Source organism: Mycobacterium vicinigordonae, assembly GCF_013466425.1.
Classification (GTDB): Bacteria; Actinomycetota; Actinomycetes; order Mycobacteriales; family Mycobacteriaceae; genus Mycobacterium; species Mycobacterium vicinigordonae.
On sequence record NZ_CP059165.1, the window covers coordinates 5,415,321 to 5,435,909 of the forward strand.

Below are 20,589 nucleotides of genomic sequence, written 5' to 3' on the forward strand. Positions count from 1 at the left end.
CCTATCCCGACAGGTTGAAGTTGCCGTTGGCGCCATAGATGGACAATGAGATCAGCAACGTCACCGAGACGACCACGATTAGCGAGGTGCGCACCGCGTTACCGGTGGCGACGCCAACACCGGCCGGCCCACCCGAGGCGAAGAAGCCGAAGTAGGTGTGGATCAACAAGATCGTGATCGCCATCAGCACGGCCTGCAGGAAGGACCACAGCAAGTCGATGGGGTTGAGGAACGTCGTGAAGTAGTGCTGGTACAAGCCGCCCGACTGGCCGAACAGAACCACAGTGGTGAACTGACTGGCCAGAAACGACAGGCTGACGGCGATGCTGTAGAGCGGTGTGATCGCCAGCATGCCGGCCACGATCCGGGTGCTGACCAGATACGAAACCGGCCGGATGGCCATGGATTCCAGCGCGTCGATCTCCTCGTTGATCCGCATCGCGCCCAGTTGCGCGGTTACGCCGGCGCCGAACGTGGCGGCCAAGCCGATTCCCGCGACGATCGGCGCCGCGATTCGGACGTTGATGAAAGCTGCCAGGAATCCGGTCAGCGCTTCGATGCCGATGTTGCCCAGCGAGCTGTAGCCCTGGACCGCGAGTGTGCCGCCGGCGGCCAGTGTCAGGAACCCCACGATCACCAGCGTCCCGCCGATCATCGCCAATGTGCCTGCACCCATGCTGATTTCGGCGATCAGGCGAATGACCTCGCGGCGGTAGTGGACGGTCGCGAACGGGATTCCGGCGATCGCCTTTCCGTAGAACAGGGTGTGGTCGCCGACCCGGCCCAGGCTGCCGATCGGCTTCTGCAGGGTCCGCGTCAGTCGCGGGTAGGTAGCTCGCAGCGTCACAGTGTGTCCTTACACCCCCTGCGCTACTTCGCCGACATTCGGATACCGATGGCGGTGACCACGACATTGACCACGAATAGGGACATGAACGCGTACACCACTGTCTCGTTGACCGCGTTGCCCACAGCCTTGGCACCGCCGCCGGTGATCGTCAGCCCGCGGTAGCAGGCGACCAATCCGGCGATCAGGCCGAAAAGCGCTGCCTTGACACAGGAGATGATGACCTCGGGCACGCCTGTCAGCAGGGTGATACCGGCGGCGAAAGCGCCCGGGTTCACGTCTTGGACGAACACCGAGAAGATGTAGCCGCCCAGGATCCCGATGATGACGACCAAGCTGTTTAGCAGCAACGCCACTAGTCCAGAGGCCAGCATCCGTGGCGTCACCAACCGCTGAATCGGGTTGATACCCAGTACCTCCATGGCGTCGATCTCTTCGCGGATCGTGCGCGAACCCAGGTCCGCGCACATCGCCGTCGCACCGGCACCAGCCACGATCAAGACGGTTACCAGCGGACCGACCTGTGTCACCGCCCCGAACGCGGCACCCGCGCCGGACAGATCTGCCGCACCCAGTTCCCGCAGCAAGATATTGAGGGTGAAGCTGACCAGGACGGTGAACGGGATGGCCACCAACAATGTGGGGGCCAGTGCAACGCGCGCGACAAACCAGGACTGTTCGAGGAACTCACGCCATTGGAAGGGCCGGCGAAAGACGAACCTGATGGCGTCGGCCGACATCGCGAATAGCGCGCCGACAGCCTCCATGGGCTTGGCACCGCGGCCCAACGAGATGCCCGGCGTCCAGCGCTCCGCGCCCTTACTCGCCATCGGCTCCGGACTCCTTCCAGATGACAGGAGCGAACTGGGGCAGGACCGTAACGACGCTGTCCGACATCGCGATCCACGGGACGAACGCCAGGGGATAGCGTGGCCTTGCGTTGCGGTCACTACCGACTACCATCCGCACGCCCGTCCTCCGCTCCGTTGCGCGGGTTGGCGCCTCCAAGCCATCCAGGCCGCCCACAGCCCCACGTCTTGACGCGTCCGGCGATTATTACTCATAGTGCGTCCAGTGGGAATGGAAAACGCGTAACCGTTATCGGGCAATTCGGGTGCGCTTGGCATGACGTCGGCGGACCTAGGTGACCGCGCCGGCGGTCTTGAGTTCGATGATGCGATCCCAGTCGAGCCCGAGTTCCTGGAGGATGTCATCAGTCTGCTCGGCGAAGCCTGGAGCCGGACCGGTGTGCGGAGCGGTGACGTCGAACTGAACCGGATTGGCTACCAGTTCGAGTTCGCCTGCGCGAACGATGTATTCGTTGGCCCGGATCTGGGCGTCGTCCGCCGCTTGCAGCGTGTCCTGAACCGGCGCCCACGGTCCCGCGAGGGTTGCAAAACGTTCACTCCACTCAGCAAGCGTCCGGGTGGCGATGACCTTGTTCAAAATCTCAACGGCGTCCGCCGTATTGGCCGCGATCGTCTCTGCGTCGGCGAACCGCGGATCGTTGATCAGATCCTCGCGATCGATGTGCCGGCACACGTCCGCCCAGAACTTGGCCGGCTGCATCATCACCAGAGAGATGTAGCGGCCGTCGGCCGTCGGGTACACCCCGACGAGTGGGTTCACCGGCGAGCCGTGAATACCCGGGGGCGGGGATATCATCAGCTGACCCAGGTGGTTGGTCAGCGCTACCGTGTGCCCCAGCGACCACAGCCCGCTGCCCAGGAGTGACACGTCGACGATGGACGGTTCGCCGGTGCGTTCGCGCTTGAGGAGCGCCGCGGCAATTCCGCCCGCGAGGTTGGTGCCAGAGATGGTGTCACCGTAGGCGGGGCCGGGTGGATTGATCATTCCTTCATACCCCATCGGCGTGATGGTTGCCGCCGTTCCAGCCCGGCACCAGAACGCAGTCATGTCGTAGCCGCCCTTGACTGACTCCGCACCGCGGGGGCCGAGCGCACTGCCACGCGCGTAAATGATCTTCGGGTTGACCGCGCGGATGTCGTCGACGTCGATACCGAATTTCTGCCGATGGTCGGGCAGGAAGCTGGTCAGGAAAACATCGGAGCGACGGGCGAGTTCATAGAGCACTTCCTTGCCCGCAGGCACCGACATGTCCAGGCCGATGCTGCGCTTGCCGCGGTTGGCATGTTCGATGTTCGGATTGGGGTCGCCCTCGACGCGCAACATGCCGGTCTGACGCAGCCCCCGTTGCGGGTCACCGGTCACCGCGTGCTCAACCTTGATCACCTCGGCACCCCATTCGGCGAGCACCGCGCCAGCGGATGGGACAAATCCATACATGGCGACTTCGAGAACACGGATTCCGTCGAGCGGCTTCATACCGGGGCTCCTCCTACGGCAACTGGGATGGCAAATGGCTCGCGCGCCACTTCGTCCTGGGCGATCACGCTGTCCACGTTGGTGAGCAACCTCGGTGCAGCGAAGAAGCCGACCACGATCGACACCGTGTCTTGCACTGACATGCGAAACTCCCGGCTCACTGATGTGGTGACGGTCACGATAATTTCATTCTCATCCCGGGCGAATCTTACATTCGGCAGACGAGAACTCAAGAATGCAGCGGAATCGCATCGCCCCGCCAGTAAGCTGTGCAAGCGCTCAGCGGTTCGCCGATTGCACCTCTTGACGCAGGCCAAGCGGGGTTCCGTAACCAACTTGCCACCGACTTCGGCCGGAGAGTAAGATTCTCATAATCGAAAGGGAGATTCTTTGTGTGTGAGACGACTATGCCGCCACTCGCGCCCGGGGCGTCGCCAGAATGAGGACCGCGGTGGTCACCGGTGGTGGATCCGGCATCGGACTGGCCGTCGCCCAGCGACTGCGCGCCGACGGGCGCATCGTCGCAACGATCGACCTCAAGCCGTCCGATGATGACTTCTGCTATACCGCCGACGTGACCGATAGGTCACAAGTGGACGCAGCACTCTCGGCAATCCGTGACAGGCTCGGGCCGGTCACGATCCTGGTTAATGCCGCCGGCTTGGACGGGTTCAAGCGGTTCCACCACATCACGTTCGATGAATGGCAGAAGATCATCGACGTCAACCTCAACGGCGTCTTCCATATGATCCAGGCCGTGCTGCCCGACATGCTGGCAGCCGAGTGGGGGCGCATCGTCAACATCTCTTCCTCCAGCACACACTCGGGCGTTCCCGGAATGTCGCACTACGTGGCGGCGAAATCTGCGGTCAACGGCCTCACCAAGTCGCTGGCGCTCGAGTACGGGCCCAAGGGCATCACCGTCAACGCGGTGCCGCCCGGGTTCATAGACACCCCGATGCTGCGCAACGCCGAGATGCAAGGCTTCCTCGGCGACGTCGAGCAGAACATCGCCAGGACACCGGTGCGCCGCATCGGCAAGCCCGAAGACATCGCCGCGGCATGTTCGTTCCTGGCCTCCGACGAAGCCAGCTACATCACCGGTCAGATTCTTGGCGTCAACGGCGGCCGCAACACCTAGAGTTCGCACGCTTGGAGGAAGCAGATGAAGGTCTGGGTTGACCCGGAACGCTGCCAGGGGCACACCCTATGCGCCATGATCGCGCCGGATTCGTTCCAACTCAGCGATATTGACGGCAGCTCGTCTGCTGTCAACGAAATTGTTCCGGAGGAGCTTGTGGATCAGGTGCGCGAAGCCGCGCAGTCCTGCCCCGAGCAAGCCATCATGCTCAGCGACTGAACATCAAGGGAGACTTGGCTTTGAGTGTGGATGACGTCGCGACCGATAGCGACAGCGACCGCAAGAAAAACGCGTACCACTACGACCGGCACTCCCCCGAGTACCGATCGCATTTCACGCGCATCACCAAAGAGATGCACACCCAGTGCCCGATGGCCTGGACCGATACCTACGGGGGCCACTGGGTTGCCGCGGGCAGCAACGAGGTGTTCGAGCTGGCACGATGTCCCGCGGTCTCCAACGACCACGACATCCACGGCGAACGCCGCGGCTACAAAGGGATTTCAATCCCTACTGCCCGCCGAGTCAGTGTGGTGCGGGGCGGCATTCTAGAGATGGACGAGCCTGAGCATCGCACCTACCGCAACGTGCTTAACCCGTATCTGTCACCGGCGGCTGTCAAGCGCTGGGAACCGTTCATCGCCGACGTGACGCGGGCGTGCCTCGACGAGAAGATCGAGGAAGGCCATATCGACTTCGTCGACGACCTGGCCAACATCGTTCCCGCCGTGCTGACTTTGGCGATGCTCGGCATCCCGCTGAAAAAGTGGAACATGTACAGCGAGCCGGTCCACGCGGCGGTATACACCCCGGAGCACTCGCCGGATATCGAGCGGGTCACCGAGATGCACCGCAACATGGGGCTCGACATGGTCAACAACATGATCGAGATCCGCGAAAACCCGCGCCCCGGAATCGTCAACGGGCTGCTGCAGATGCGTATCGACGGGGAGCCGGCGCCCGATCTGGAGATCCTGGGCAACCTCGGTCTGGTGATCGGGGGTGGGTTCGACACCACGACCGCGCTCACGGCGCACTCACTGGAATGGCTTTCTGATCATCCCAACGAGCGGGAGCGGCTGCGCCGTGAGCGCGGGGCGCTGATCGACGCCGCAACCGAGGAGTTCCTGCGGTATTTCACTCCGGCGCCGGGTGACGGCCGCACGTTCTCCGACAATGTCGAGGTAAACGGCACCCGATTCAAGGAGGGTGAACGGCTTTGGATTTCGTGGGCCATGGCCAATCGTGACGCGAGTGTGTTCCATGACCCGGACGAGGTCGTCTTGGATCGCAAAGGAAACCGGCACTTCAGCTTCGGCATCGGCGTACACCGCTGCATCGGATCAAACGTGGCCCGCACGGTGTTCAAGTCGATGCTGAACGCTGTGTTGGACCGAATGCCCGATTACCGCTGCGACCCCGAAGGCGCGGTGCATTACGAGACCATCGGCGTGATCCAGGGCATGCGCAAGCTACCGGCCGACTTCACCCCGGGTGCTCGCGTCGGAGCCGGCCTGGACGAGACACTGGAGAAGCTGCAGCGCATTTGCGATGAGCAGGAACTCGCGCGGCCGATCACCGAACGCAAGGAAGCCGCGGTGATCGACTAGGGCGACTCGGCCTTTCGCCGAACGTCGCGGCCGTCCCGCGTCCTGCGCGGCGAAGCACCGACCTCTAGCCGCGTGGCAGCCCCAGCACTCGCTGGGCGATGATGTTGCGCTGGATCTCCGAAGTACCGCCGGCGATAGTGCCGGAGAAGCTTCGCGCATACCGCTCGAACCAACTCGCGAAGTAGTGATCCAGGTTCATCGGCGCGTAAGGTCCGGTGAGCCCAGGATGCACCAGACCGTCGCCGCCGGCGGCCGCCAGTGCATGCTCGGAGATCCGCAATTCCGCTTCGGAGCCAAGGAGTTTCAGCACCGATATCGCCGATGTGTCGTCCTCGCCACGCGAGGCGCGGGCCAGCGCCACCGAGCCCAACAGCCGTAGTGCCTCCTTGTCCATGATCGTGCTGGCGTACTGGTCGCGGTCCAGCTCCGACACGGGATGGAAGTCGGCGAGCATGTTGTCCATCCGATCGGCGAAACCCAGCCACATCATCGTGCGCTCATGCCCGAGCGAGCCGTTAGCCACCCGCCAGCCCTGGTTGAGTTCGCCGACAAGGTTCTCCGCGGGCACCTTCACGTCGGTGAAGAACACCTCGTTGAAGTCGAGGTCGTCGACCGCGCAGATCGACGGGAAGGGTCGCCGCACCACCCCTTCGGCATCGGTCGGTATCACCAACGCGCTGATGCCCTTGTGTTTTGGCGCGTCGGGGTCGGTGCGAACGAAAGTCAGCAGCACGTCTGCGTCGTGCGCCCCAGAGGTCCACACCTTCTGCCCGTTAACCACGAAGTAATCGCCCCGCAGCTCCGCCCGGGTGCGCAACGACGCTAGGTCCGAGCCCGCGCTCGGCTCGCTCATCCCCAACGAAGCGGTGATCTCGGCCCGCAGGATGGGCACCGCCCAACGCCGTTTCTGCTCGTCGCTGCCAAATGAGATCAGGGATGCTGCAACGATATTCACGCCCTGAGGGTTAAGACTGTGGTAGATCCGGCGGCGGCACAGTTCCTCGAGATACACGTACTGCTGCAGTACGGTCGCGTTCCGGCCGCCAAACTCCGGCGGCTGGGTCGGCAGCAGCCAGCCGTTGTCGAAGAGTAGTCGCTGCCAACGCCTGGCCCAATCCGGCATGTGGGAGACGGAGCGGGGCCGCTCGATGCATTCGCTTGCCGGAGGCAGGTTTTCGTCAAGGAAGGCCGAGAACTCCGCGCGGAATTCCTCGACGTCGGCATCAAAAGTCAGCTGCACGGTACTCCTCGGCGATCTGGGCCCGGTGCTCGGCCGCACCACCGAGCATCAGCTCGCCGGCCTTCGCGCGCTTGAGCGCGAACTGCACGTCGTTCTCCCAGGTGAATCCCATTGCGCCGTGCAGTTGCAGTCCGTGCCGAAACACCAGCGACTGGCATTCTCCGGCAGACGCTTTGGCCATCGCCGCGGCGAGTCGACGGCGCGGATCGTCGGCGGATATGGTCAGCGCAGCGAAGTAGGCCAGCGCTCGGGCGCGCTGCACGGCGACGTGCATGTCGGCAGCCTTGTGCTGTACAGCCTGGAAAGAGCCGATGGGAACGCCGAATTGGTGACGGCTGCGGACGTGCTCGAGGACCATGTCCAGGATGCGCTGGCACGCACCGACCATCGTGATCGCCATGCCGGTCAAGGCGATGTGGTGGGCGCGTTCGCTGTCGACGCTCAGCCGGTCGCGGTCCGGCACCCGGGTTCCGGCGAACGACAGGTCGGCAACATGCAGCACCGGATCGAACACCGATTCACGCCGTGCCGACAACTGACTGGCATCGACGACGAACACGCCGGCCTCGGTCACCACCGCCACCCGCTCGGCCCGGTCGCCGTCCAGTACGTGGCGGGCCACGCCGTCCAGCACCCACCCGTCGGCGTCCCGGCGCGCCGAGACCCCGCTGTACACGGCGGTGCCCGACTCGTTCGGCTCGAAGCGGTCACCGGCTAGTGGCGCGAACTGGGTCATGGTCGCAAGGAACGGAGTCGGGTCGGTGGCGTGACCGAGTTCCTCGAGGACGATCGCCAACTCCACCGCGCTGGCCGGGTCGTTGAGCTCGGTCCAGCCGAGTTCCCGGTAGAGCTTCCACAGCGGTTGGGTATCTGCGCCGTCCTCGGCGACACTGCGCACCAGGGAGGGCGGGCATTGTTTGGTGACGACATCGCGCACGGTGTCTTGCCACAGCCGCTGGTCTGCATCAAACTCCAAGAGCATCCGATGAGAATAGCATTCTCGCTGCGGGAAGTAGTAATCTCGGAAACCGATTAGGCCGATTACGTGAAGGGGCCGCTATGCAGGACGTCGCAGCCGAGCTGTGGGAACTCGAGTCGATCAAGCAACTCAAGGCTCGATACTGCCGCTACCTGGACACCAAGCGCTGGGACGATTGGCGCGCGCTGTTCGCCGAAGACTTCGTCAGCGACACCTCACCATCGGGCGGAAAGCTGATTACCGGTGCCGACGAGTTCGTCGCCTATGTGCGCGGAACGCTGGGCAAGCAGCCCACCGTGCATCAGGTCCACGCACCGGAGATCGAACTGACCTCCGCGACCACTGCAACCGGCGTGTGGGCGCTCGAAGATGTGGTACGACTGGCCCCGGGGGTGAACCTAAACGGCTTCGGGCATTACCACGAAACCTATGAGAAAACCGATGACCGCTGGCTGATCAAGACATCGACACTTACCCGGCTGCGTGAAGATGTCTTCAATCCGCTGTTCTCTGTTCGTATCTCGCCTCGGCTGCGTGACGCCGGCGCCGCGCTGGCCCGCAAGTTCGACCGATGAGCCCCACCACCCTGGTCACCGGCGCCTTTGGGCAAGTGGGGACGCGCTGCGCGGAGATCTTGCTGCGACGCGGGCACACCGTAATCGCGGTCGACCTGCCCAACGACGACGCCGCCGAAAAATTGGCGCAGCTCGCGACTTCGGGCACTCTGGTCACCGAGTACACCGACCTCACCGACGCCGACGCGGTCACCGGCGTGGTGCGCCAGCACCGACCTGACGCGATCGTGCACCTCGCCGCAATCGTTTCGCCGCCGTCCTACCGCAATCCGCGGTTGGCCCGCAAAGTCAATGTCGAGGGCACCCGAAACCTGGTGACGGCCGCACAGTCTTGCACCGACCCTGCCTTTTTTATATTCGCTTCCAGCGCAGCTGTTTACGGATCCCGCAACCCCAACCGGTACCCGGAGCGCATCACCGGTGCCACCCCGGTCAATCCGATCGATCAGTACGGCGAGGACAAGGTGCTGGCCGAAGCCGTCATCACCGAAAGTGGGCTGCCCCATGCGATACTGCGATTGGCTGCGATCGTCTCCCCCGACGGCGCCGCCAATTTCGACGGCGATTACCTGGCTCTGGTGCGCGCCACCCCAGTGGACAATCGCATGCACGCGACCGACGCCCGCGATGTCGCATTGGCGTTCGCCAATGCCGTGGAACGACGTGAGGCGGTCGACGGCAAGGTGCTGATGATCGCGGGCAACGAGACCCACGTGCACCTGATGAGCGAGCTGCAGGACGATGTCATGGCCGCCGTTGGCATCGGCAGACTGGGCCGCTGCGCCGGTCTGCCGGGTGATCCCGACGACGACCGTGGCTGGGCATTCACTGGATGGTTCGACACTTCCGAATCTCAAGCACTGCTTGATTATCAGCAGCATGACTGGCCTGACAGCCTGGCCTGGATCAGCGATTCCATGCGCCGGCAGCGCATCCTGTTGCGCGCGGCCGGGCCGGTGGTGCGCCCGGCACTACGTGCGTTTCTTGCGGTGCAGCGAAGGCTCGAACACCGTGGCTGCTATGCCGACCCGTGGACGTTCTTGAGCGCCAAGTACGGATCCCAGATGCTCGCACAGATCCCTGACGCAACATGACCAAGAAACTTGTCATTGGAGCCAGTGGCTTCCTAGGCTCCCACGTGACCCGTCAGCTTGTCGAAGCAGCCGAAGTAGTGCGGGTCATGTTGCGAAAAACCAGCTCCACGAACGGGATCGATGATCTCGACGTGGAGCGGCATTACGGAGACATCTTCGACGACGCGGCGCTGCGCGCGGCCATGGACGGCTGTGACGTCGTCTACTACTGCGTGGTGGACGCCCGCATGTGGCTGCGCGATCCCGCTCCCCTGTTCCGCACCAACGTCGAAGGTCTGCGCCACGTTCTCGACGCGGCTCTCGCGGCCGGCCTGCGTAAGTTCGTATTCACGAGTAGCTCAGGAACACTGGCGATAAATGACCGTCGGCTGGTCACCGAAGCCGACCCCCACAACTGGACCGACGGCGGCGCCTACATCGAATCCCGGGTGGCCGCCGAGAACCTGGTCCTGCAGTACGCGCGAGAGCGCGGCCTGCCGGCCGTCGCAATGTGCATTTCGACAACGTACGGGCCGAGAGACTGGGCGCCGACGCCGCACGGCGGGGTCATTGCCCGAGTGGCCGCCGGGCACATGCCCTTCTACATGGGCTTCTCCCTTGAAGCGGTAGGCATCGAAGATGCAGCCCGCGCAATGCTTCTCGCGGCGGAGAAGGGTCACAACGGCGATCGCTACATCATCTCCGACCGCTCGATCAGCACCCAGGAGGTGCACGCGATCGCCGCCCGTGCGGTCGGCCGCCGCCCGCCGCGCATCCCCATCCCGATGGCTGCCCTGCTGGTGGCCTCGCGCATCAACGACCTTGCCGCACACGCGCTGGATCGTGACCTGCCGTTCGCGTACGTCGGTGCGAAAATGGCGCAGCTGATGTCGCCGCTGGATCACAGCAAGGCCGAGCGCGAACTCGGCTGGGAGCCTGAGCCGGTCGAGGCTTCCATCACCAGAGCCGCGCAATGGTTTGCCGCGCAGGCCTCGAAAAAATCGGTCACGGGTGCAATTCAAAGCGGGTAGGGCTTGTCCCAGTGGTCCAGGTTGACCGCGTCGGCGAGGGGACGCCGACGCACCGGACCGTGATTGCCCTTCGGCCAGCCGATTACGATGTGGCCGGCCAACATCCAGTCGTCGGGTACGCCGACGGCCTCGCGTAAAAGTTGCTCGCCGCCATAGGACGCCCAGCTGGTCATACAGGCGCCGAGTCCCTGCGCGCGGGCTGCCAACAGGAAATTCTGCATCGCCGGAAAAATCGAACCGCCGAGCAGCAGTTCGGATGCCGTCGGGTAATGCAGCTGCGCGAACAGCACGGAGGTGAATTCACCAGCACGGTCGTGCAATTCGTAGGTAGCACGGTTGTTGCGGGCACGGCGGCTGGCGTCGCTGGGGTCGGGTCGGATCATTCCGTAGACAGGTTCGATCACCTGCAACGCTTGTGCGGCCGCCTTGGCTACCACGGCCCGCTGCTCGGGCGATCGCAGGACCACGTAACGCCAGGCTTGCGCGTTGGCCCCCGAAGGCGCCCACCTGGCCGCTTCCAGGCACCGCCGCAACGTGTCATCGTCGACGGGCTCCTGGGTGAAACGCCGGATGGTGCGGGAGGTGGACATCACCTCCCAGATGTCATCGCTTGCGCCGGTCACTGTGGCTGCGTGGCTCCGCTGTGGTGGCAGTGCCTCATCGCTTGTTGCCCGATCGAACGTGACCGGAAATTGGTGGGCGAAAGACTCACCGGCAGCCGAGTAACCCATGGCTTGCTCCTTGATCAGATAGTGCCTGGCACAACCTATTCGGAAGGTCGATTAGCATCACCGGACATGGAAGCCAGCCGCCGGTGGGGTGACGACCGCGCGATCCTCGACGATAGCGAGGCACGCCGGTTGTTGTTGGACGCGGCCAGCAGGTGCATCGTACGGCGAGGGAACGCGCAGATCCGCATGGCCGAGGTCGCCGACGAAGCCGGCGTCTCCCGGTCGACGCTGTACCGCTACTTCCCCGGCCGTAACGATCTACTCCTCGGTCTGATGCTGGCACGCATCGACGCCGCACTCGCGGAAATGGTGCGATCGCTGCGCGACCCGGACGACCCAGCGCATGCGCTGCCCGAGATGATTCTGGCCCGGGTGGAATCGGTCGAGGGCGATCCGTTGAACGAGGCACTCTTTGCCGCCGAGAGCACCGCGGTGTCCGGTGCCCTGGAGCAGGGCTCGCAGCCCATCGTGGATGTGCTGCTGCGCCACTACGGTCCACTCTTGCAGCGATGGAAGAACATAGGCCGTCTTTATGACGATCTGGATCCGAGCGCCATTGTCCAGTGGCTGAACACCACGACGCTGTTCTTGCTCGCGCCCTCGTGGCGACCCCGGCCGGCGGCCGACAAGCGCCGATTCGTCGCGCAATTCCTGGTCCGTGCGCTGGTGCCACGGATCAGACAATAACGCACTATTGTCTGATCCGTGTCGCATCGAATGACTGTGTTCTTCCCGGAAGACCGTGCCGGACGTGACCGGACCGGGTCGCGCGTCCAGAATGAGTCATTATGAAAAATACTGTGCCACAGGCGCTCTCTGCGCTCGGCCTGGCAGCTCACCTGGGCCGTGGGATGGGTCGAGTCGCTACCGATGCAATCGTCGGGACCCGCGCCGGCCTGCCGCGCGGGGTCAATCAACTCGACGCCGCAGTCCTCTCCGACGTGCTGGGGACCAAGGTCAGCTGGGTGCACCTGCTCGGCAACCACAGCGGGACGTCGTCCCGGGCGCGGCTGGCGGTGACCGGGGAGGGCCTGCCGGAGACCTTGTTCGTCAAGCTCACGGCCCAGACCGCCGCGACCCGTCTGATGGGCGAACTCGGCCGGCTTGGGCACACCGAAGTGCGCTTCTACAGCCAGCTGGCCCCGGAGCTGACCGGGGTTCCGCAGTGCTACGGCACCGCTTTCGATTCCTGGACCGGCCGATACCTGCTCGCCCTGGAAGATCTGCCGGCCGACTCCTGCGAGTTCCCGGACACCCTGCACCCGCTGTCGGTTGATCAGGCCAGCCTGATCGTCGAACTACTGGCCAAGCTGCACGCCACCTTCTGGGGTCGGCTGCCGCGCAACGGCCGCGGATCGCTTGGTTGGCTCTACACGCCGTCGGGGGATGTCACGTCGCTGCTGACCGGCTCACTGATGAACGCCTCAATTAAGCGACTCGGCGAACGCACCGATATCCCGGTCGAAAACGGCCGCTTCATCGCCGAGAATTACCGCGCCGTGGCGGCCATTATCGACACCGAACCGCACACCGTCATGCACGGCGACGCGCACCCGGGCAACGTGTACTTCCGCGACGGCCGGGCCGGGCTGCTCGACTGGCAGGCGGTGCGCCGCGGCCACCCTTCCCGCGAGCTGGCCTACACACTGGTCACCAGCCTGACCCCAGCGGACCGCATCTCCGCCGAGCGCGAGTTGCTGGACGAGTATCGGCGCGCGCTGGTCGCTGCCGGCGGCCCCGACCTGGACCGCGACGACCTCTGGCTGCGGTTCCGGCAGGCCGCGCTGTATGCCTACGTGGCCGCGCTGATCACCGCGGGGATGGGCGGGATGCAGGTGGAAGACATCGCGCTAGAGGGCTTGCGGCGCGGCGTGGCCGCCCTTGATGACCTAGAAACCGTTGCCGCGCTGAAGCTTTCACTGTAGTCAGGATCGAGCCCGGCAGCGCGCGAGCAGGATTGCCGCCAGCCGTTCCGGCTCGCTGTACATCAGGTCATGGCAGGTGTCTAGGCACACCAGGGTGTCGACACCGCCCAGCGCCTCGATGCAGCGGTGCTGCTGGGCCGGTGAGAGCGCTCTGTCCCGCAGGGTCATGATCCAGGTCCGGGGCACCTCGTCGGGCAGGTCCGTGCGGTCAACGCGTTCGACGATCACGCTAGCATTCTCCGGGTACAGCCGGTCCCGGGCGAGCCTGCGCCGCTCCGGGGGCAAACCATTCCAGAACGCCCATCCGGCCGCGGCAGCAGGCATCGCGAAGGATCGGTTTGACAGACCGAGCCAAGGCCCCATCCTGGCCAACGGCGCCAAGGGCCCGCGCAGGCTGTGCACCACACTGGATCCCTGCGGCGGCACGAATGCGGCCGCCATGACGATTTCCCGTACCCGGGCGGCGCCGAGTTTCGCCGCTACCTTGGGCACCACCAACCCGCCCATTGAATGCCCGACCACTACCGCGGCAGCCATCCCGGCCCGGTCGATGTCCGCGACCACCGACTCGGCCCAGTCGGCGATGGTCCCCTTCGTCGAATCTCCCCCGGTGCGGCCGCGGCCGGGCAGATCAACCGCGAGGACGCGCAATTGCGGTTCCTGGTATGCCAATTCGGCGACGGTCAGCTCCCAGCAGTCCCCGGCGTGGGCGCCGCCGTGGATCAGCACCAGACCGGGCAGGCTCATCCACCCGATCCTGCTACAGCGGGGGCGAGTCGGCAGCCGTTCGCCCCCAACCGCGGGGGGAGCGTGCACGTCGGGCGAAAGGCGCCCGATCCAATGTCACCGCGGCGACAAGCTGGGCGAAAGGGTCCCGTGGGCTCTGGCGCAAGCAGCGCGCCCCACGAAAGCTCGGTAATCTGGAAGTCGCATGTTTCGTTCTTGTAAACATGTGCTCACATGTCCTCCGCCATCGAGTCGAGAGAAAGGAAACGGCACATGACGACACGACAACGACGTCGGGTCGCGCTCGTATTCGCAGGTTTAGTGGCCGCGCTGGCAATGACCATGAGCCTGATTCAGCCGGCCCAGGCGCGGGTCCATACCGAAACGATGCCGGATAACATTCCGCCGCTGCTCACCAAGTACGGCGCCATCGCCTACTCCGCGGATGGCAGCTCCGGCAAAGCGCGGCGACATGTAAGCAAGCTGGGTGCCGAGCAGCTGGCTCTTTCGCGGTGCGGCGCTCCGTCCTGCATCGTTGTCAGCACCTTTACCAAATGCGGCGCGGTCGCGCACGACGGCACCACCTACCACGGGGGAATTGGCCTCACCCGCACGGCCGCCGAGCTGCACGCCGTCAGTAGACTCGCCGGCGGCTGGCCCGTCGACTGGGCGTGCAACTAAGCAGCCTGGTTGATACCAATCGCCCTGTCCAGCAACACAACTCGGTACGCGATCCAGTGCCGCTAGTCCACGACCCTAGACTCCTGACTGTTCGCACTAGTCGCAGAGGAGAAGGCGTTGGGCAACGAAACGTATCAGCGGGGCAGACAGATCCGCTCCGAGGTGCTGGGCAAGGAGTACGTCGACAAGGCGATCGGCGAGGCCGACGACTTCACCGGCCCCCTGCAGGATCTCGTCACCGAATACTGTTGGGGCGCGGTGTGGGGCCGGGAGGGCCTGACCCGCAAGACCCGCAGCATGCTGAATCTGGCCATGACGTCGGTGCTCAACCGGCCGCACGAACTGCGCACCCACCTGCGGGCCGCGCTAACCAACGGCGTCACCCGCGAGGAGATCCGCGAGATTTTCCTCCAGGTCGCGATCTACGCGGGAGTGCCGGCCGCGGTCGACAGCTTCCGCGCGGCCGACGAGATCTTCGCCGCTGTGGACGGGGCTGCCCCATGACGGTCGGGTTCGTTGGATTGGGGCACATGGGGTTTCCGATGGCGCGCCGCCTCATCGAGGCGGGCCACGCCGTCGTCGCCTTCGACGCCCACGCCGCGGCACTCGACCGCATCGTCGCCCTGGGCGGAGATCCCGCGTCATCACCGCGCGATGTCGCCGACCGTGCTGAAACCGTGTTGGCCAGCCTGCCGACACCGGCCGCCGCGCTCGAAGTGACTACCGGTCCGGTCGGGCTGATCAAGGGTGCGCGGATCCGGCGCTACGTCGACCTGTCCACAGTCGGCAGCCGAACAGCGGCACAGATTCATGAACTGCTCGCCCAGCGCGACATCGTCGCGATCGACAGCCCGGTCAGCGGCGGCGTCCGAGGAGCCGAAAAGGGCGCGCTTGCCCTGATGGTGTCGGCCCCGCGCACCGCGTTCGACGAAATCAAAAGCTTGCTGCAAACGCTAGGCCGGCCGCTGTATGTCGGCGACAAGCCCGGCTCCGCGCAGACCATGAAGCTGGCCAATAACATCCTCGCCGCCAACGTCCTGGCCGCCACCGCAGAGGTCGTGGTGATGGGCGTTAAGTCCGGGCTGGACCCAGCGGTGATGATCGACGTGCTCAACGCCGGTTCGGGTGCCACTAGCGCCAGCCGCGACAAATTTCCGCGCGCGATCCTGCCGCGCACCTTCGACTACGGATTCGGCACCGGGCTGATGGTCAAGGACGTGCAGCTCTACCTCGAAGAAGCCCACGCACTTGGCGTTACCGCCGACCTCGCCGAGGCGGTGGGACGCCTGTGGGAGGCCGCGGCGCAACAGCTAGGACCCGAATCAGACTTCACCGTCGTGATCAAGTTGTTCGAAGCGGCCGCAGGCGTGACCGTGGAATCGGCAGACCTGAGGACATGAGTTACATTTGGCATTGAGAATGTTAATATCGATATTGAAGAACTTGACTTGCGCCATGGCGGCAGGAAGTCTCTTGACCTGGACAGATAGGTAACCGAAATGCTTGCCAGAAATCCATGAAAGGCGACCAGGAAGAATGTTAGGTTGTCTATCTTATGGGCGTATCGGGCCTGCCCATGCTGCCGCGGCCGAAGGGTGGCTGTCGTGATCGAACACGCTGACGGCACACAAACGCCGGTCATCGACGCCAGCGTGCACATCTTCTTCCCGTCCAACAGGGACCTCCGCAGCTTCCTGCGCGAGCCGTTCAAGAGCCGCGGCTTTCCCGACTACGAGATGGACTGGTACGGGGCGCCGGGCGGTGAATACGCGCCCAACACCGAAGGACCGGAGCGCGGCCGCAGCTACCCTGGTTCGGACCCGGAATTCGTTGCCAATGAACTGTTTTCAAAGCGCGGAGTGGACGTGGCGATCCTGCACCCGATGGGGCGCGGCATCATGCCAGACCGCCACCTCGGCAGCGCCCTGCACGCCGCGCACAACGAGATGATGGTGTCGCGCTGGCTGGATTCAGCGGAGTTCGGGGACCGGTTCCGCGGCACCATCCGGGTCAATCCCGACGACATCGCCGGCGCGCTGCGCGAAGTCGAGAGATACCGCGACCATCCCCGGGTGGTCCAGATCGGGGTGCCGCTGCAGTCCCGCGAGGTCTACGGGAAACCGCAGTTCTGGCCGCTGTGGGAGGCCGCGGCGGCCGCGAATCTCCCGGTTGCCGTACACATCGAGTCCGGCTCGGGCATCGGATTTGCGCCGACCCCGTCCGGCAACACCCGCACCTACGAGCAGTACGTCAGCTTCATGGCGCTCAACTACCTCTATCACCTGATGAACATGATCGCCGAGGGTGTGTTCGAACGCTTCCCGACGCTGAAATTCGTATGGGCCGACGGGGCCGCCGATTTCGTGACGCCGTTCATGTGGCGGATGGACACCTTCGGACGGCCGCACCTGGAACAGACGCCGTGGGCGCCGCGCATACCCAGCGACTATCTGCCCGGCCACGTGTACTTCATCCAGGGCGCGATGGACGGACCCGGCGACGCCGAGTTCGCCGGTGAGTGGTTCGGCTTCACCGGCAAAGAAGACATGGTGATGTTCGGGTCTAGCTATCCGCATTGGCAGTGCGCCGACATCCGCGGACTGCCCACGGCCCTGTCATCAGAGCAGCGCGAAAAGTTGTGCTGGCGCAACGCGGCACAGCTCTACGGGATAGACATCCCGGCCGGGGTGGGCGCACAGTAGAAGTGGGCGAGGCCCAGGACGATTTCAGGAGATTCGAAATGACCGTGACTCAGTCCAGCACCCATACGTCGAAGCGGGTTCCGCCCGCCGAGCGCATCGCCGTCCGATGCGTAGACTCCGATGTCCACCCCGCACCCAAGCGCGGCGAACTCGTCCAGTACATCCCGGAGCCCTGGCGCAGCAAGTACTTCCTCACCCGCCAAGTCGGCGAGCAGATCTACTACGACGCACCCGACTACGCGCACAGCTACGCAATGCGCGTGGACGCCTTCCCAGCCAATGGCGAATTCCCCTGCAGCGACCCGGATCTGGCATTCCGCCAGCTGATCATGGAAGCCGGCTCCGACATCGCGATCTTGGAGCCGGCGGCCTACCCAGCGCGGATCCCCGAGGCGCAGCACGCAATGGCGGTGGCGTTGAACGAGTGGCAGGCCAACCACTGGCTGGACAGCCACAACAACTGGCACCAGCGGTGGCGCGGCTCGATCTGTGCCGCAATCGAGGACCCGGACGCATCCGTGCAGGAGATCGAGAAGTGGGCCGGACACCCCTACATGGCACAGATCCTGATCAAGGCCGAACCCCGGCCGTCCTGGGGCAATCCGAAATACGACCCGATCTGGGCCGCCGCCACCAAGCACGACATCACGGTCAGCTGCCACCTGTCGCGCAGTCACTACGACGAGCTTCCGACCCCGCCGGTGGGCTGGCCTAGCTACAACCACGATTTCATGGTCACGTACTCGCTGCTGGCCGCAAACCAGGTGATGAGCCTGATCTTCGACGGCGTGTTCGACCGCTTCCCGACGCTGCGGATCGTGTTCGTCGAGCACGCGTTCACCTGGATCCTGCCGCTGATGTGGCGCATGGATTCGATCTACCAGGCCCGCAAGTCGTGGGTGGACATCAAGCGCAAGCCGTCCGAATACGTCAAGGACCACATCAAGTTCACCACCCAGCCGTTGGACTACCCGGAGGACAAGACGGAGCTGACCCGCGCGCTGGAGTGGATGGAGTGCGAGAAGATCCTGCTGTTCTCCTCGGACTATCCCCACTGGACCTTCGACGACCCGCGCTGGCTGGTCAAGCACCTGCCCAAGGCGGCGCGAGACGCGGTGATGTACAAGAACGGCATCGCGACCTACCACCTCCCCGAGACCGTTCCGGTGCTCGAGGGTCAGGTACGGGTGCTCTGAGTTGACTCCTGAAGAAAACGGGGCGGTCGCCAAGCCCCAATCTCGACTTGCCCAAGGCCGCGAACACATCGTCGCCACCGTCGACGAAATACCCCCCGGCACACACAAACTAGTGCCCATTGGACGTCATGGCGTCGGTGTTTACAACGTCAACGGCACTTTCTACGCCATCGCGAATTACTGCCCGCACCAAGGCGGTCCGCTGTGTTCGGGACGAGCGCGCGGACGCACCATCGTCGACGAGTCTGCTCCCGGCGACGCAATCATGGTGCGCGACCTGGAATACATCTATTGCCCTTGGCACCAATGGGGTTTCGAATTAGCGACGGGCACCACCGCGGTTAAACCGGAGTGGAGCATCCGCACCTACCCGGTCCGCGTGATCGGCAACGACGTGGTGGTGATGGCGTGACGGCCCAGGAGGACAGCGTGGCTTCCATCGAGATCAACGGTGGCAACGTCGTATACGAAATCCTCGGCGAATCGGGCGATCTCATCGTCCTGACACCGGGTGGCCGGTTCAGCAAGGAGATCGAGGGCCTACGGCCGCTGGCCGACGCGCTAGCCGCCGGCGGCTACCGGGTGCTGCTGTGGGACCGACCGAACTGCGGTGCGTCCGACGTGCAGTTCTACGGCCAGAGCGAATCGCACATGCGCGCCGAGACATTGCACAACCTGGTGACGGGCCTAGGTTTCGAAAGGTGCATCCTTGCCGGGGGATCGGGCGGCGCAAGGGATTCCATGCTCACCACCATGCTGTACCCCGAGATGGTGACCAAGCTGGTGGTCTGGAACATCGTCGGTGGCGTCTACGGCACGTTCGTGCTGGGGTCCTTCTACATTGTGCCGAGCATCCTGGCGGTGCGCGGCACCGGCATGGACGGCGTGATCAAGGTCCAGGAATGGCGTGACCGCATCGCGCAGAATCCGGCCAACAAACAGCGGTTCCTCGACTTCGACAAAGACGAGTTTCTAAAGATCCAGCTGCGTTGGCTCAACGCGTTCGTCTCCAAGCCGGGACAGACCATCCCGGGCGTCGAAGACGAGATGTTCGACCGCATCAAGGTTCCCACGCTGATCATCCGCGGCGGCGAGAACGACCTGGACCACCCCAAGCGCACGTCGCTGGAAGTCAGCTGCCTGATCAAAGGTTCAAAGTTGATCGATCCGCCATGGCCGGAGGACGCCTGGGAACGCGCCTCCGAGGACCGGGCGGCGGGCCGCGTCAAACACTTCAACATGTTCGACACGTGGGTGCTGGCCGCCCCGCCCATCCTAGAATTCCTGGGCCGGTGATGAGATCAGACGGTGCGGATGTGGACCTCGCAATTGAGCGACGCCTCGAGGGCCGTGTGGATGCGGCTTTCCGGGATACGCTCAAGGTCTTCTTCGCGAAGCGTGACGTAGACGACGTCGTAGCCGTCGTCCCCGGGCTGGCGAACAATGTCACCGGTCAACCCAAACCCCGACAGCACGCCGCGGACGTCGTCGTCGGTGCCGCGGCTGATGAAAGTGGTCACGCCGACCGCTGGCTGTGTGCTAAAAGATTTGGCGCACAAGTCGATTGCGATCCGCTTCGTCGTGTCGACGTCGTCACAGGTGACCAGCAACTCGAGTTCACGTCGGCTGGACGGCCGATTCGGCAGGTCGATCTCGACCACGTCGGCGCCTTCCTGGCGGGCAAGGACGAGGAGCGTTGCCATGCCCTCCGCTAACTGTTCGGGCGTGAGTACACCGGTCGGGTCGACGTTGACGCGCACCACCGCAGTCCGCATGCGGGCAAGCC

24 protein-coding genes are annotated in these 20,589 nt (G+C 64.4%); 15 read left to right on the forward strand and 9 right to left on the reverse strand.

The features are described 5' to 3' along the window. Position 1: 1 nt before the first annotated feature. The 4 genes from H0P51_RS24135 to H0P51_RS24150 all read right to left on the reverse strand — a co-directional run bounded on the left by H0P51_RS24135 (position 2) and on the right by H0P51_RS24150 (position 3,336). The gene (locus H0P51_RS24135; RefSeq protein ID WP_180915338.1) at positions 2 to 847 is read right to left on the reverse strand and encodes an ABC transporter permease; all 846 of its coding nucleotides are present in this window, start codon (positions 845 to 847) and stop codon (positions 2 to 4) included. Between the two features lie 23 nt (positions 848 to 870). Further along, positions 871 to 1,677 carry an MlaE family ABC transporter permease gene (locus H0P51_RS24140; protein WP_180915339.1) on the reverse strand — a complete coding sequence of 269 codons (807 nt, stop codon included), beginning with the start codon at positions 1,675 to 1,677 and terminating at the stop codon, positions 871 to 873. Positions 1,678 to 1,987: 310 nt separating this feature from the next. Continuing rightward, a complete protein-coding gene (locus H0P51_RS24145) occupies positions 1,988 to 3,193 on the reverse strand; it encodes a CaiB/BaiF CoA transferase family protein (protein WP_180915340.1) in 1,206 nt (401 codons plus the stop codon). Continuing rightward, positions 3,190 to 3,336, reverse strand: coding sequence for a hypothetical protein (locus tag H0P51_RS24150; protein ID WP_180915341.1), 147 nt, complete (start codon positions 3,334 to 3,336; stop codon positions 3,190 to 3,192). Before H0P51_RS24150 ends, H0P51_RS24145 begins: the two co-directional genes overlap by 4 nt. Positions 3,337 to 3,632: 296 nt before the next feature. On the opposite strand from H0P51_RS24150, the gene H0P51_RS24155 reads away from it, so the two are divergent. From H0P51_RS24155 to H0P51_RS24165, 3 genes are read left to right on the forward strand one after another with little or no spacing between them, the layout of a single operon-like run. Further along, the gene (locus H0P51_RS24155; RefSeq protein WP_180915342.1) at positions 3,633 to 4,334 is read left to right on the forward strand and encodes an SDR family NAD(P)-dependent oxidoreductase; all 702 of its coding nucleotides are present in this window, start codon (positions 3,633 to 3,635) and stop codon (positions 4,332 to 4,334) included. Positions 4,335 to 4,358: 24 nt separating this feature from the next. Next, the gene (locus tag H0P51_RS24160) at positions 4,359 to 4,553 is read left to right on the forward strand and encodes a ferredoxin (RefSeq protein ID WP_180915343.1); all 195 of its coding nucleotides are present in this window, start codon (positions 4,359 to 4,361) and stop codon (positions 4,551 to 4,553) included. 20 nt (positions 4,554 to 4,573) lie between these two features. Beyond that, positions 4,574 to 5,944, forward strand: coding sequence for a cytochrome P450 (locus H0P51_RS24165; protein ID WP_180915344.1), 1,371 nt, complete (start codon positions 4,574 to 4,576; stop codon positions 5,942 to 5,944). A gap of 64 nt (positions 5,945 to 6,008) precedes the next feature. On the opposite strand, the gene H0P51_RS24170 is transcribed toward H0P51_RS24165, so the two are convergent. Beyond that, positions 6,009 to 7,184, reverse strand: a complete 1,176-nt coding sequence (locus tag H0P51_RS24170; RefSeq protein ID WP_180915345.1) for an acyl-CoA dehydrogenase family protein — start codon at positions 7,182 to 7,184, stop codon at positions 6,009 to 6,011. Further along, positions 7,168 to 8,166 (reverse strand): acyl-CoA dehydrogenase family protein, encoded by a 999-nt coding sequence (locus H0P51_RS24175; RefSeq protein ID WP_180915346.1) that lies wholly within the window; start codon positions 8,164 to 8,166, stop codon positions 7,168 to 7,170. The genes H0P51_RS24170 and H0P51_RS24175 overlap by 17 nt, the downstream gene beginning before the upstream one ends. Before the next feature lie 77 nt (positions 8,167 to 8,243). On the opposite strand from H0P51_RS24175, the gene H0P51_RS24180 reads away from it, so the two are divergent. Genes H0P51_RS24180 through H0P51_RS24190 form a run of 3 tightly spaced genes read left to right on the forward strand, consistent with a single transcriptional unit; the run spans position 8,244 to position 10,842 of the window. Then, the gene (locus H0P51_RS24180; RefSeq protein ID WP_180915347.1) at positions 8,244 to 8,738 is read left to right on the forward strand and encodes a nuclear transport factor 2 family protein; all 495 of its coding nucleotides are present in this window, start codon (positions 8,244 to 8,246) and stop codon (positions 8,736 to 8,738) included. Next, a complete protein-coding gene (locus tag H0P51_RS24185; RefSeq protein WP_180915348.1) occupies positions 8,735 to 9,832 on the forward strand; it encodes an NAD-dependent epimerase/dehydratase family protein in 1,098 nt (365 codons plus the stop codon). The genes H0P51_RS24180 and H0P51_RS24185 overlap by 4 nt, the downstream gene beginning before the upstream one ends. Further along, positions 9,829 to 10,842: an NAD-dependent epimerase/dehydratase family protein gene (locus tag H0P51_RS24190; RefSeq protein WP_180915349.1), complete on the forward strand. Its 1,014-nt coding sequence runs from the start codon at positions 9,829 to 9,831 to the stop codon at positions 10,840 to 10,842. The genes H0P51_RS24185 and H0P51_RS24190 overlap by 4 nt, the downstream gene beginning before the upstream one ends. Here H0P51_RS24190 and H0P51_RS24195 read toward each other — a convergent pair. Beyond that, entirely contained in the window at positions 10,830 to 11,432 is a 603-nt protein-coding gene (locus H0P51_RS24195) for a nitroreductase family protein (protein ID WP_180919203.1), read from the reverse strand. The two genes, H0P51_RS24190 and H0P51_RS24195, sit on opposite strands and share 13 nt — an antisense overlap. Before the next feature lie 207 nt (positions 11,433 to 11,639). Here H0P51_RS24195 and H0P51_RS24200 point away from each other — a divergent pair, with 207 nt between their 5' ends. Together H0P51_RS24200 and H0P51_RS24205 are read left to right on the forward strand one after the other, a co-directional pair. Next, entirely contained in the window at positions 11,640 to 12,260 is a 621-nt protein-coding gene (locus H0P51_RS24200; protein WP_180915350.1) for a TetR/AcrR family transcriptional regulator, read from the forward strand. A gap of 101 nt (positions 12,261 to 12,361) precedes the next feature. Then, positions 12,362 to 13,498 (forward strand): phosphotransferase, encoded by a 1,137-nt coding sequence (locus tag H0P51_RS24205; protein WP_180915351.1) that lies wholly within the window; start codon positions 12,362 to 12,364, stop codon positions 13,496 to 13,498. Here the strand turns inward: H0P51_RS24205 and H0P51_RS24210 are convergent, their stop codons facing one another. Further along, a complete protein-coding gene (locus H0P51_RS24210; RefSeq protein ID WP_180915352.1) occupies positions 13,499 to 14,245 on the reverse strand; it encodes an alpha/beta fold hydrolase in 747 nt (248 codons plus the stop codon). A 252-nt stretch (positions 14,246 to 14,497) separates the two neighbouring features. On the opposite strand from H0P51_RS24210, the gene H0P51_RS24215 reads away from it, so the two are divergent. The 7 genes from H0P51_RS24215 to H0P51_RS24245 all read left to right on the forward strand — a co-directional run bounded on the left by H0P51_RS24215 (position 14,498) and on the right by H0P51_RS24245 (position 20,099). After that, positions 14,498 to 14,905, forward strand: a complete 408-nt coding sequence (locus H0P51_RS24215; protein ID WP_180915353.1) for a DUF4189 domain-containing protein — start codon at positions 14,498 to 14,500, stop codon at positions 14,903 to 14,905. 117 nt (positions 14,906 to 15,022) lie between these two features. Next, a complete protein-coding gene (locus H0P51_RS24220) occupies positions 15,023 to 15,409 on the forward strand; it encodes a carboxymuconolactone decarboxylase family protein (protein WP_180915354.1) in 387 nt (128 codons plus the stop codon). Then, positions 15,406 to 16,305, forward strand: a complete 900-nt coding sequence (locus H0P51_RS24225; RefSeq protein ID WP_180915355.1) for an NAD(P)-dependent oxidoreductase — start codon at positions 15,406 to 15,408, stop codon at positions 16,303 to 16,305. Before H0P51_RS24220 ends, H0P51_RS24225 begins: the two co-directional genes overlap by 4 nt. Positions 16,306 to 16,509: 204 nt before the next feature. Next, positions 16,510 to 17,607, forward strand: coding sequence for an amidohydrolase family protein (locus tag H0P51_RS24230; protein WP_180915356.1), 1,098 nt, complete (start codon positions 16,510 to 16,512; stop codon positions 17,605 to 17,607). Positions 17,608 to 17,645: 38 nt separating this feature from the next. Further along, positions 17,646 to 18,803 (forward strand): amidohydrolase family protein, encoded by a 1,158-nt coding sequence (locus H0P51_RS24235; RefSeq protein ID WP_180915357.1) that lies wholly within the window; start codon positions 17,646 to 17,648, stop codon positions 18,801 to 18,803. 1 nt (position 18,804) lies between these two features. After that, on the forward strand, positions 18,805 to 19,215 hold the full coding sequence (locus H0P51_RS24240; protein WP_180915358.1) for a Rieske (2Fe-2S) protein: 411 nt from the start codon (positions 18,805 to 18,807) through the stop codon (positions 19,213 to 19,215). A gap of 17 nt (positions 19,216 to 19,232) precedes the next feature. Next, the gene (locus H0P51_RS24245; RefSeq protein ID WP_180915359.1) at positions 19,233 to 20,099 is read left to right on the forward strand and encodes an alpha/beta fold hydrolase; all 867 of its coding nucleotides are present in this window, start codon (positions 19,233 to 19,235) and stop codon (positions 20,097 to 20,099) included. Between the two features lie 5 nt (positions 20,100 to 20,104). On the opposite strand, the gene H0P51_RS24250 is transcribed toward H0P51_RS24245, so the two are convergent. Continuing rightward, positions 20,105 to 20,578, reverse strand: a complete 474-nt coding sequence (locus tag H0P51_RS24250; protein ID WP_180915360.1) for a hypothetical protein — start codon at positions 20,576 to 20,578, stop codon at positions 20,105 to 20,107. Positions 20,579 to 20,589 lie beyond the last annotated feature (11 nt).

Excerpts from the sequence above, each read along its gene's own strand:
- H0P51_RS24140 (WP_180915339.1), bottom strand. The coding sequence starts at position 1,677 with ATGGCGAGTAAGGGCGCGGAGCGCTGGACGCCGGGCATCTCGTTGGGC.
- H0P51_RS24145 (WP_180915340.1), bottom strand. The coding sequence starts at position 3,193 with ATGAAGCCGCTCGACGGAATCCGTGTTCTCGAAGTCGCCATGTATGGA.
- H0P51_RS24150 (WP_180915341.1), bottom strand. The coding sequence starts at position 3,336 with ATGTCAGTGCAAGACACGGTGTCGATCGTGGTCGGCTTCTTCGCTGCA.
- H0P51_RS24155 (WP_180915342.1), top strand. The coding sequence starts at position 3,633 with ATGAGGACCGCGGTGGTCACCGGTGGTGGATCCGGCATCGGACTGGCC.
- H0P51_RS24160 (WP_180915343.1), top strand. The coding sequence starts at position 4,359 with ATGAAGGTCTGGGTTGACCCGGAACGCTGCCAGGGGCACACCCTATGC.
- H0P51_RS24175 (WP_180915346.1), bottom strand. The coding sequence starts at position 8,166 with ATGCTCTTGGAGTTTGATGCAGACCAGCGGCTGTGGCAAGACACCGTG.
- H0P51_RS24180 (WP_180915347.1), top strand. The coding sequence starts at position 8,244 with ATGCAGGACGTCGCAGCCGAGCTGTGGGAACTCGAGTCGATCAAGCAA.
- H0P51_RS24185 (WP_180915348.1), top strand. The coding sequence starts at position 8,735 with ATGAGCCCCACCACCCTGGTCACCGGCGCCTTTGGGCAAGTGGGGACG.
- H0P51_RS24190 (WP_180915349.1), top strand. The coding sequence starts at position 9,829 with ATGACCAAGAAACTTGTCATTGGAGCCAGTGGCTTCCTAGGCTCCCAC.
- H0P51_RS24195 (WP_180919203.1), bottom strand. The coding sequence starts at position 11,432 with ATGTCCACCTCCCGCACCATCCGGCGTTTCACCCAGGAGCCCGTCGAC.
- H0P51_RS24200 (WP_180915350.1), top strand. The coding sequence starts at position 11,640 with ATGGAAGCCAGCCGCCGGTGGGGTGACGACCGCGCGATCCTCGACGAT.
- H0P51_RS24205 (WP_180915351.1), top strand. The coding sequence starts at position 12,362 with ATGAAAAATACTGTGCCACAGGCGCTCTCTGCGCTCGGCCTGGCAGCT.
- H0P51_RS24210 (WP_180915352.1), bottom strand. The coding sequence starts at position 14,245 with ATGAGCCTGCCCGGTCTGGTGCTGATCCACGGCGGCGCCCACGCCGGG.
- H0P51_RS24215 (WP_180915353.1), top strand. The coding sequence starts at position 14,498 with ATGACGACACGACAACGACGTCGGGTCGCGCTCGTATTCGCAGGTTTA.
- H0P51_RS24225 (WP_180915355.1), top strand. The coding sequence starts at position 15,406 with ATGACGGTCGGGTTCGTTGGATTGGGGCACATGGGGTTTCCGATGGCG.
- H0P51_RS24235 (WP_180915357.1), top strand. The coding sequence starts at position 17,646 with ATGACCGTGACTCAGTCCAGCACCCATACGTCGAAGCGGGTTCCGCCC.
- H0P51_RS24250 (WP_180915360.1), bottom strand. The coding sequence starts at position 20,578 with ATGCGGACTGCGGTGGTGCGCGTCAACGTCGACCCGACCGGTGTACTC.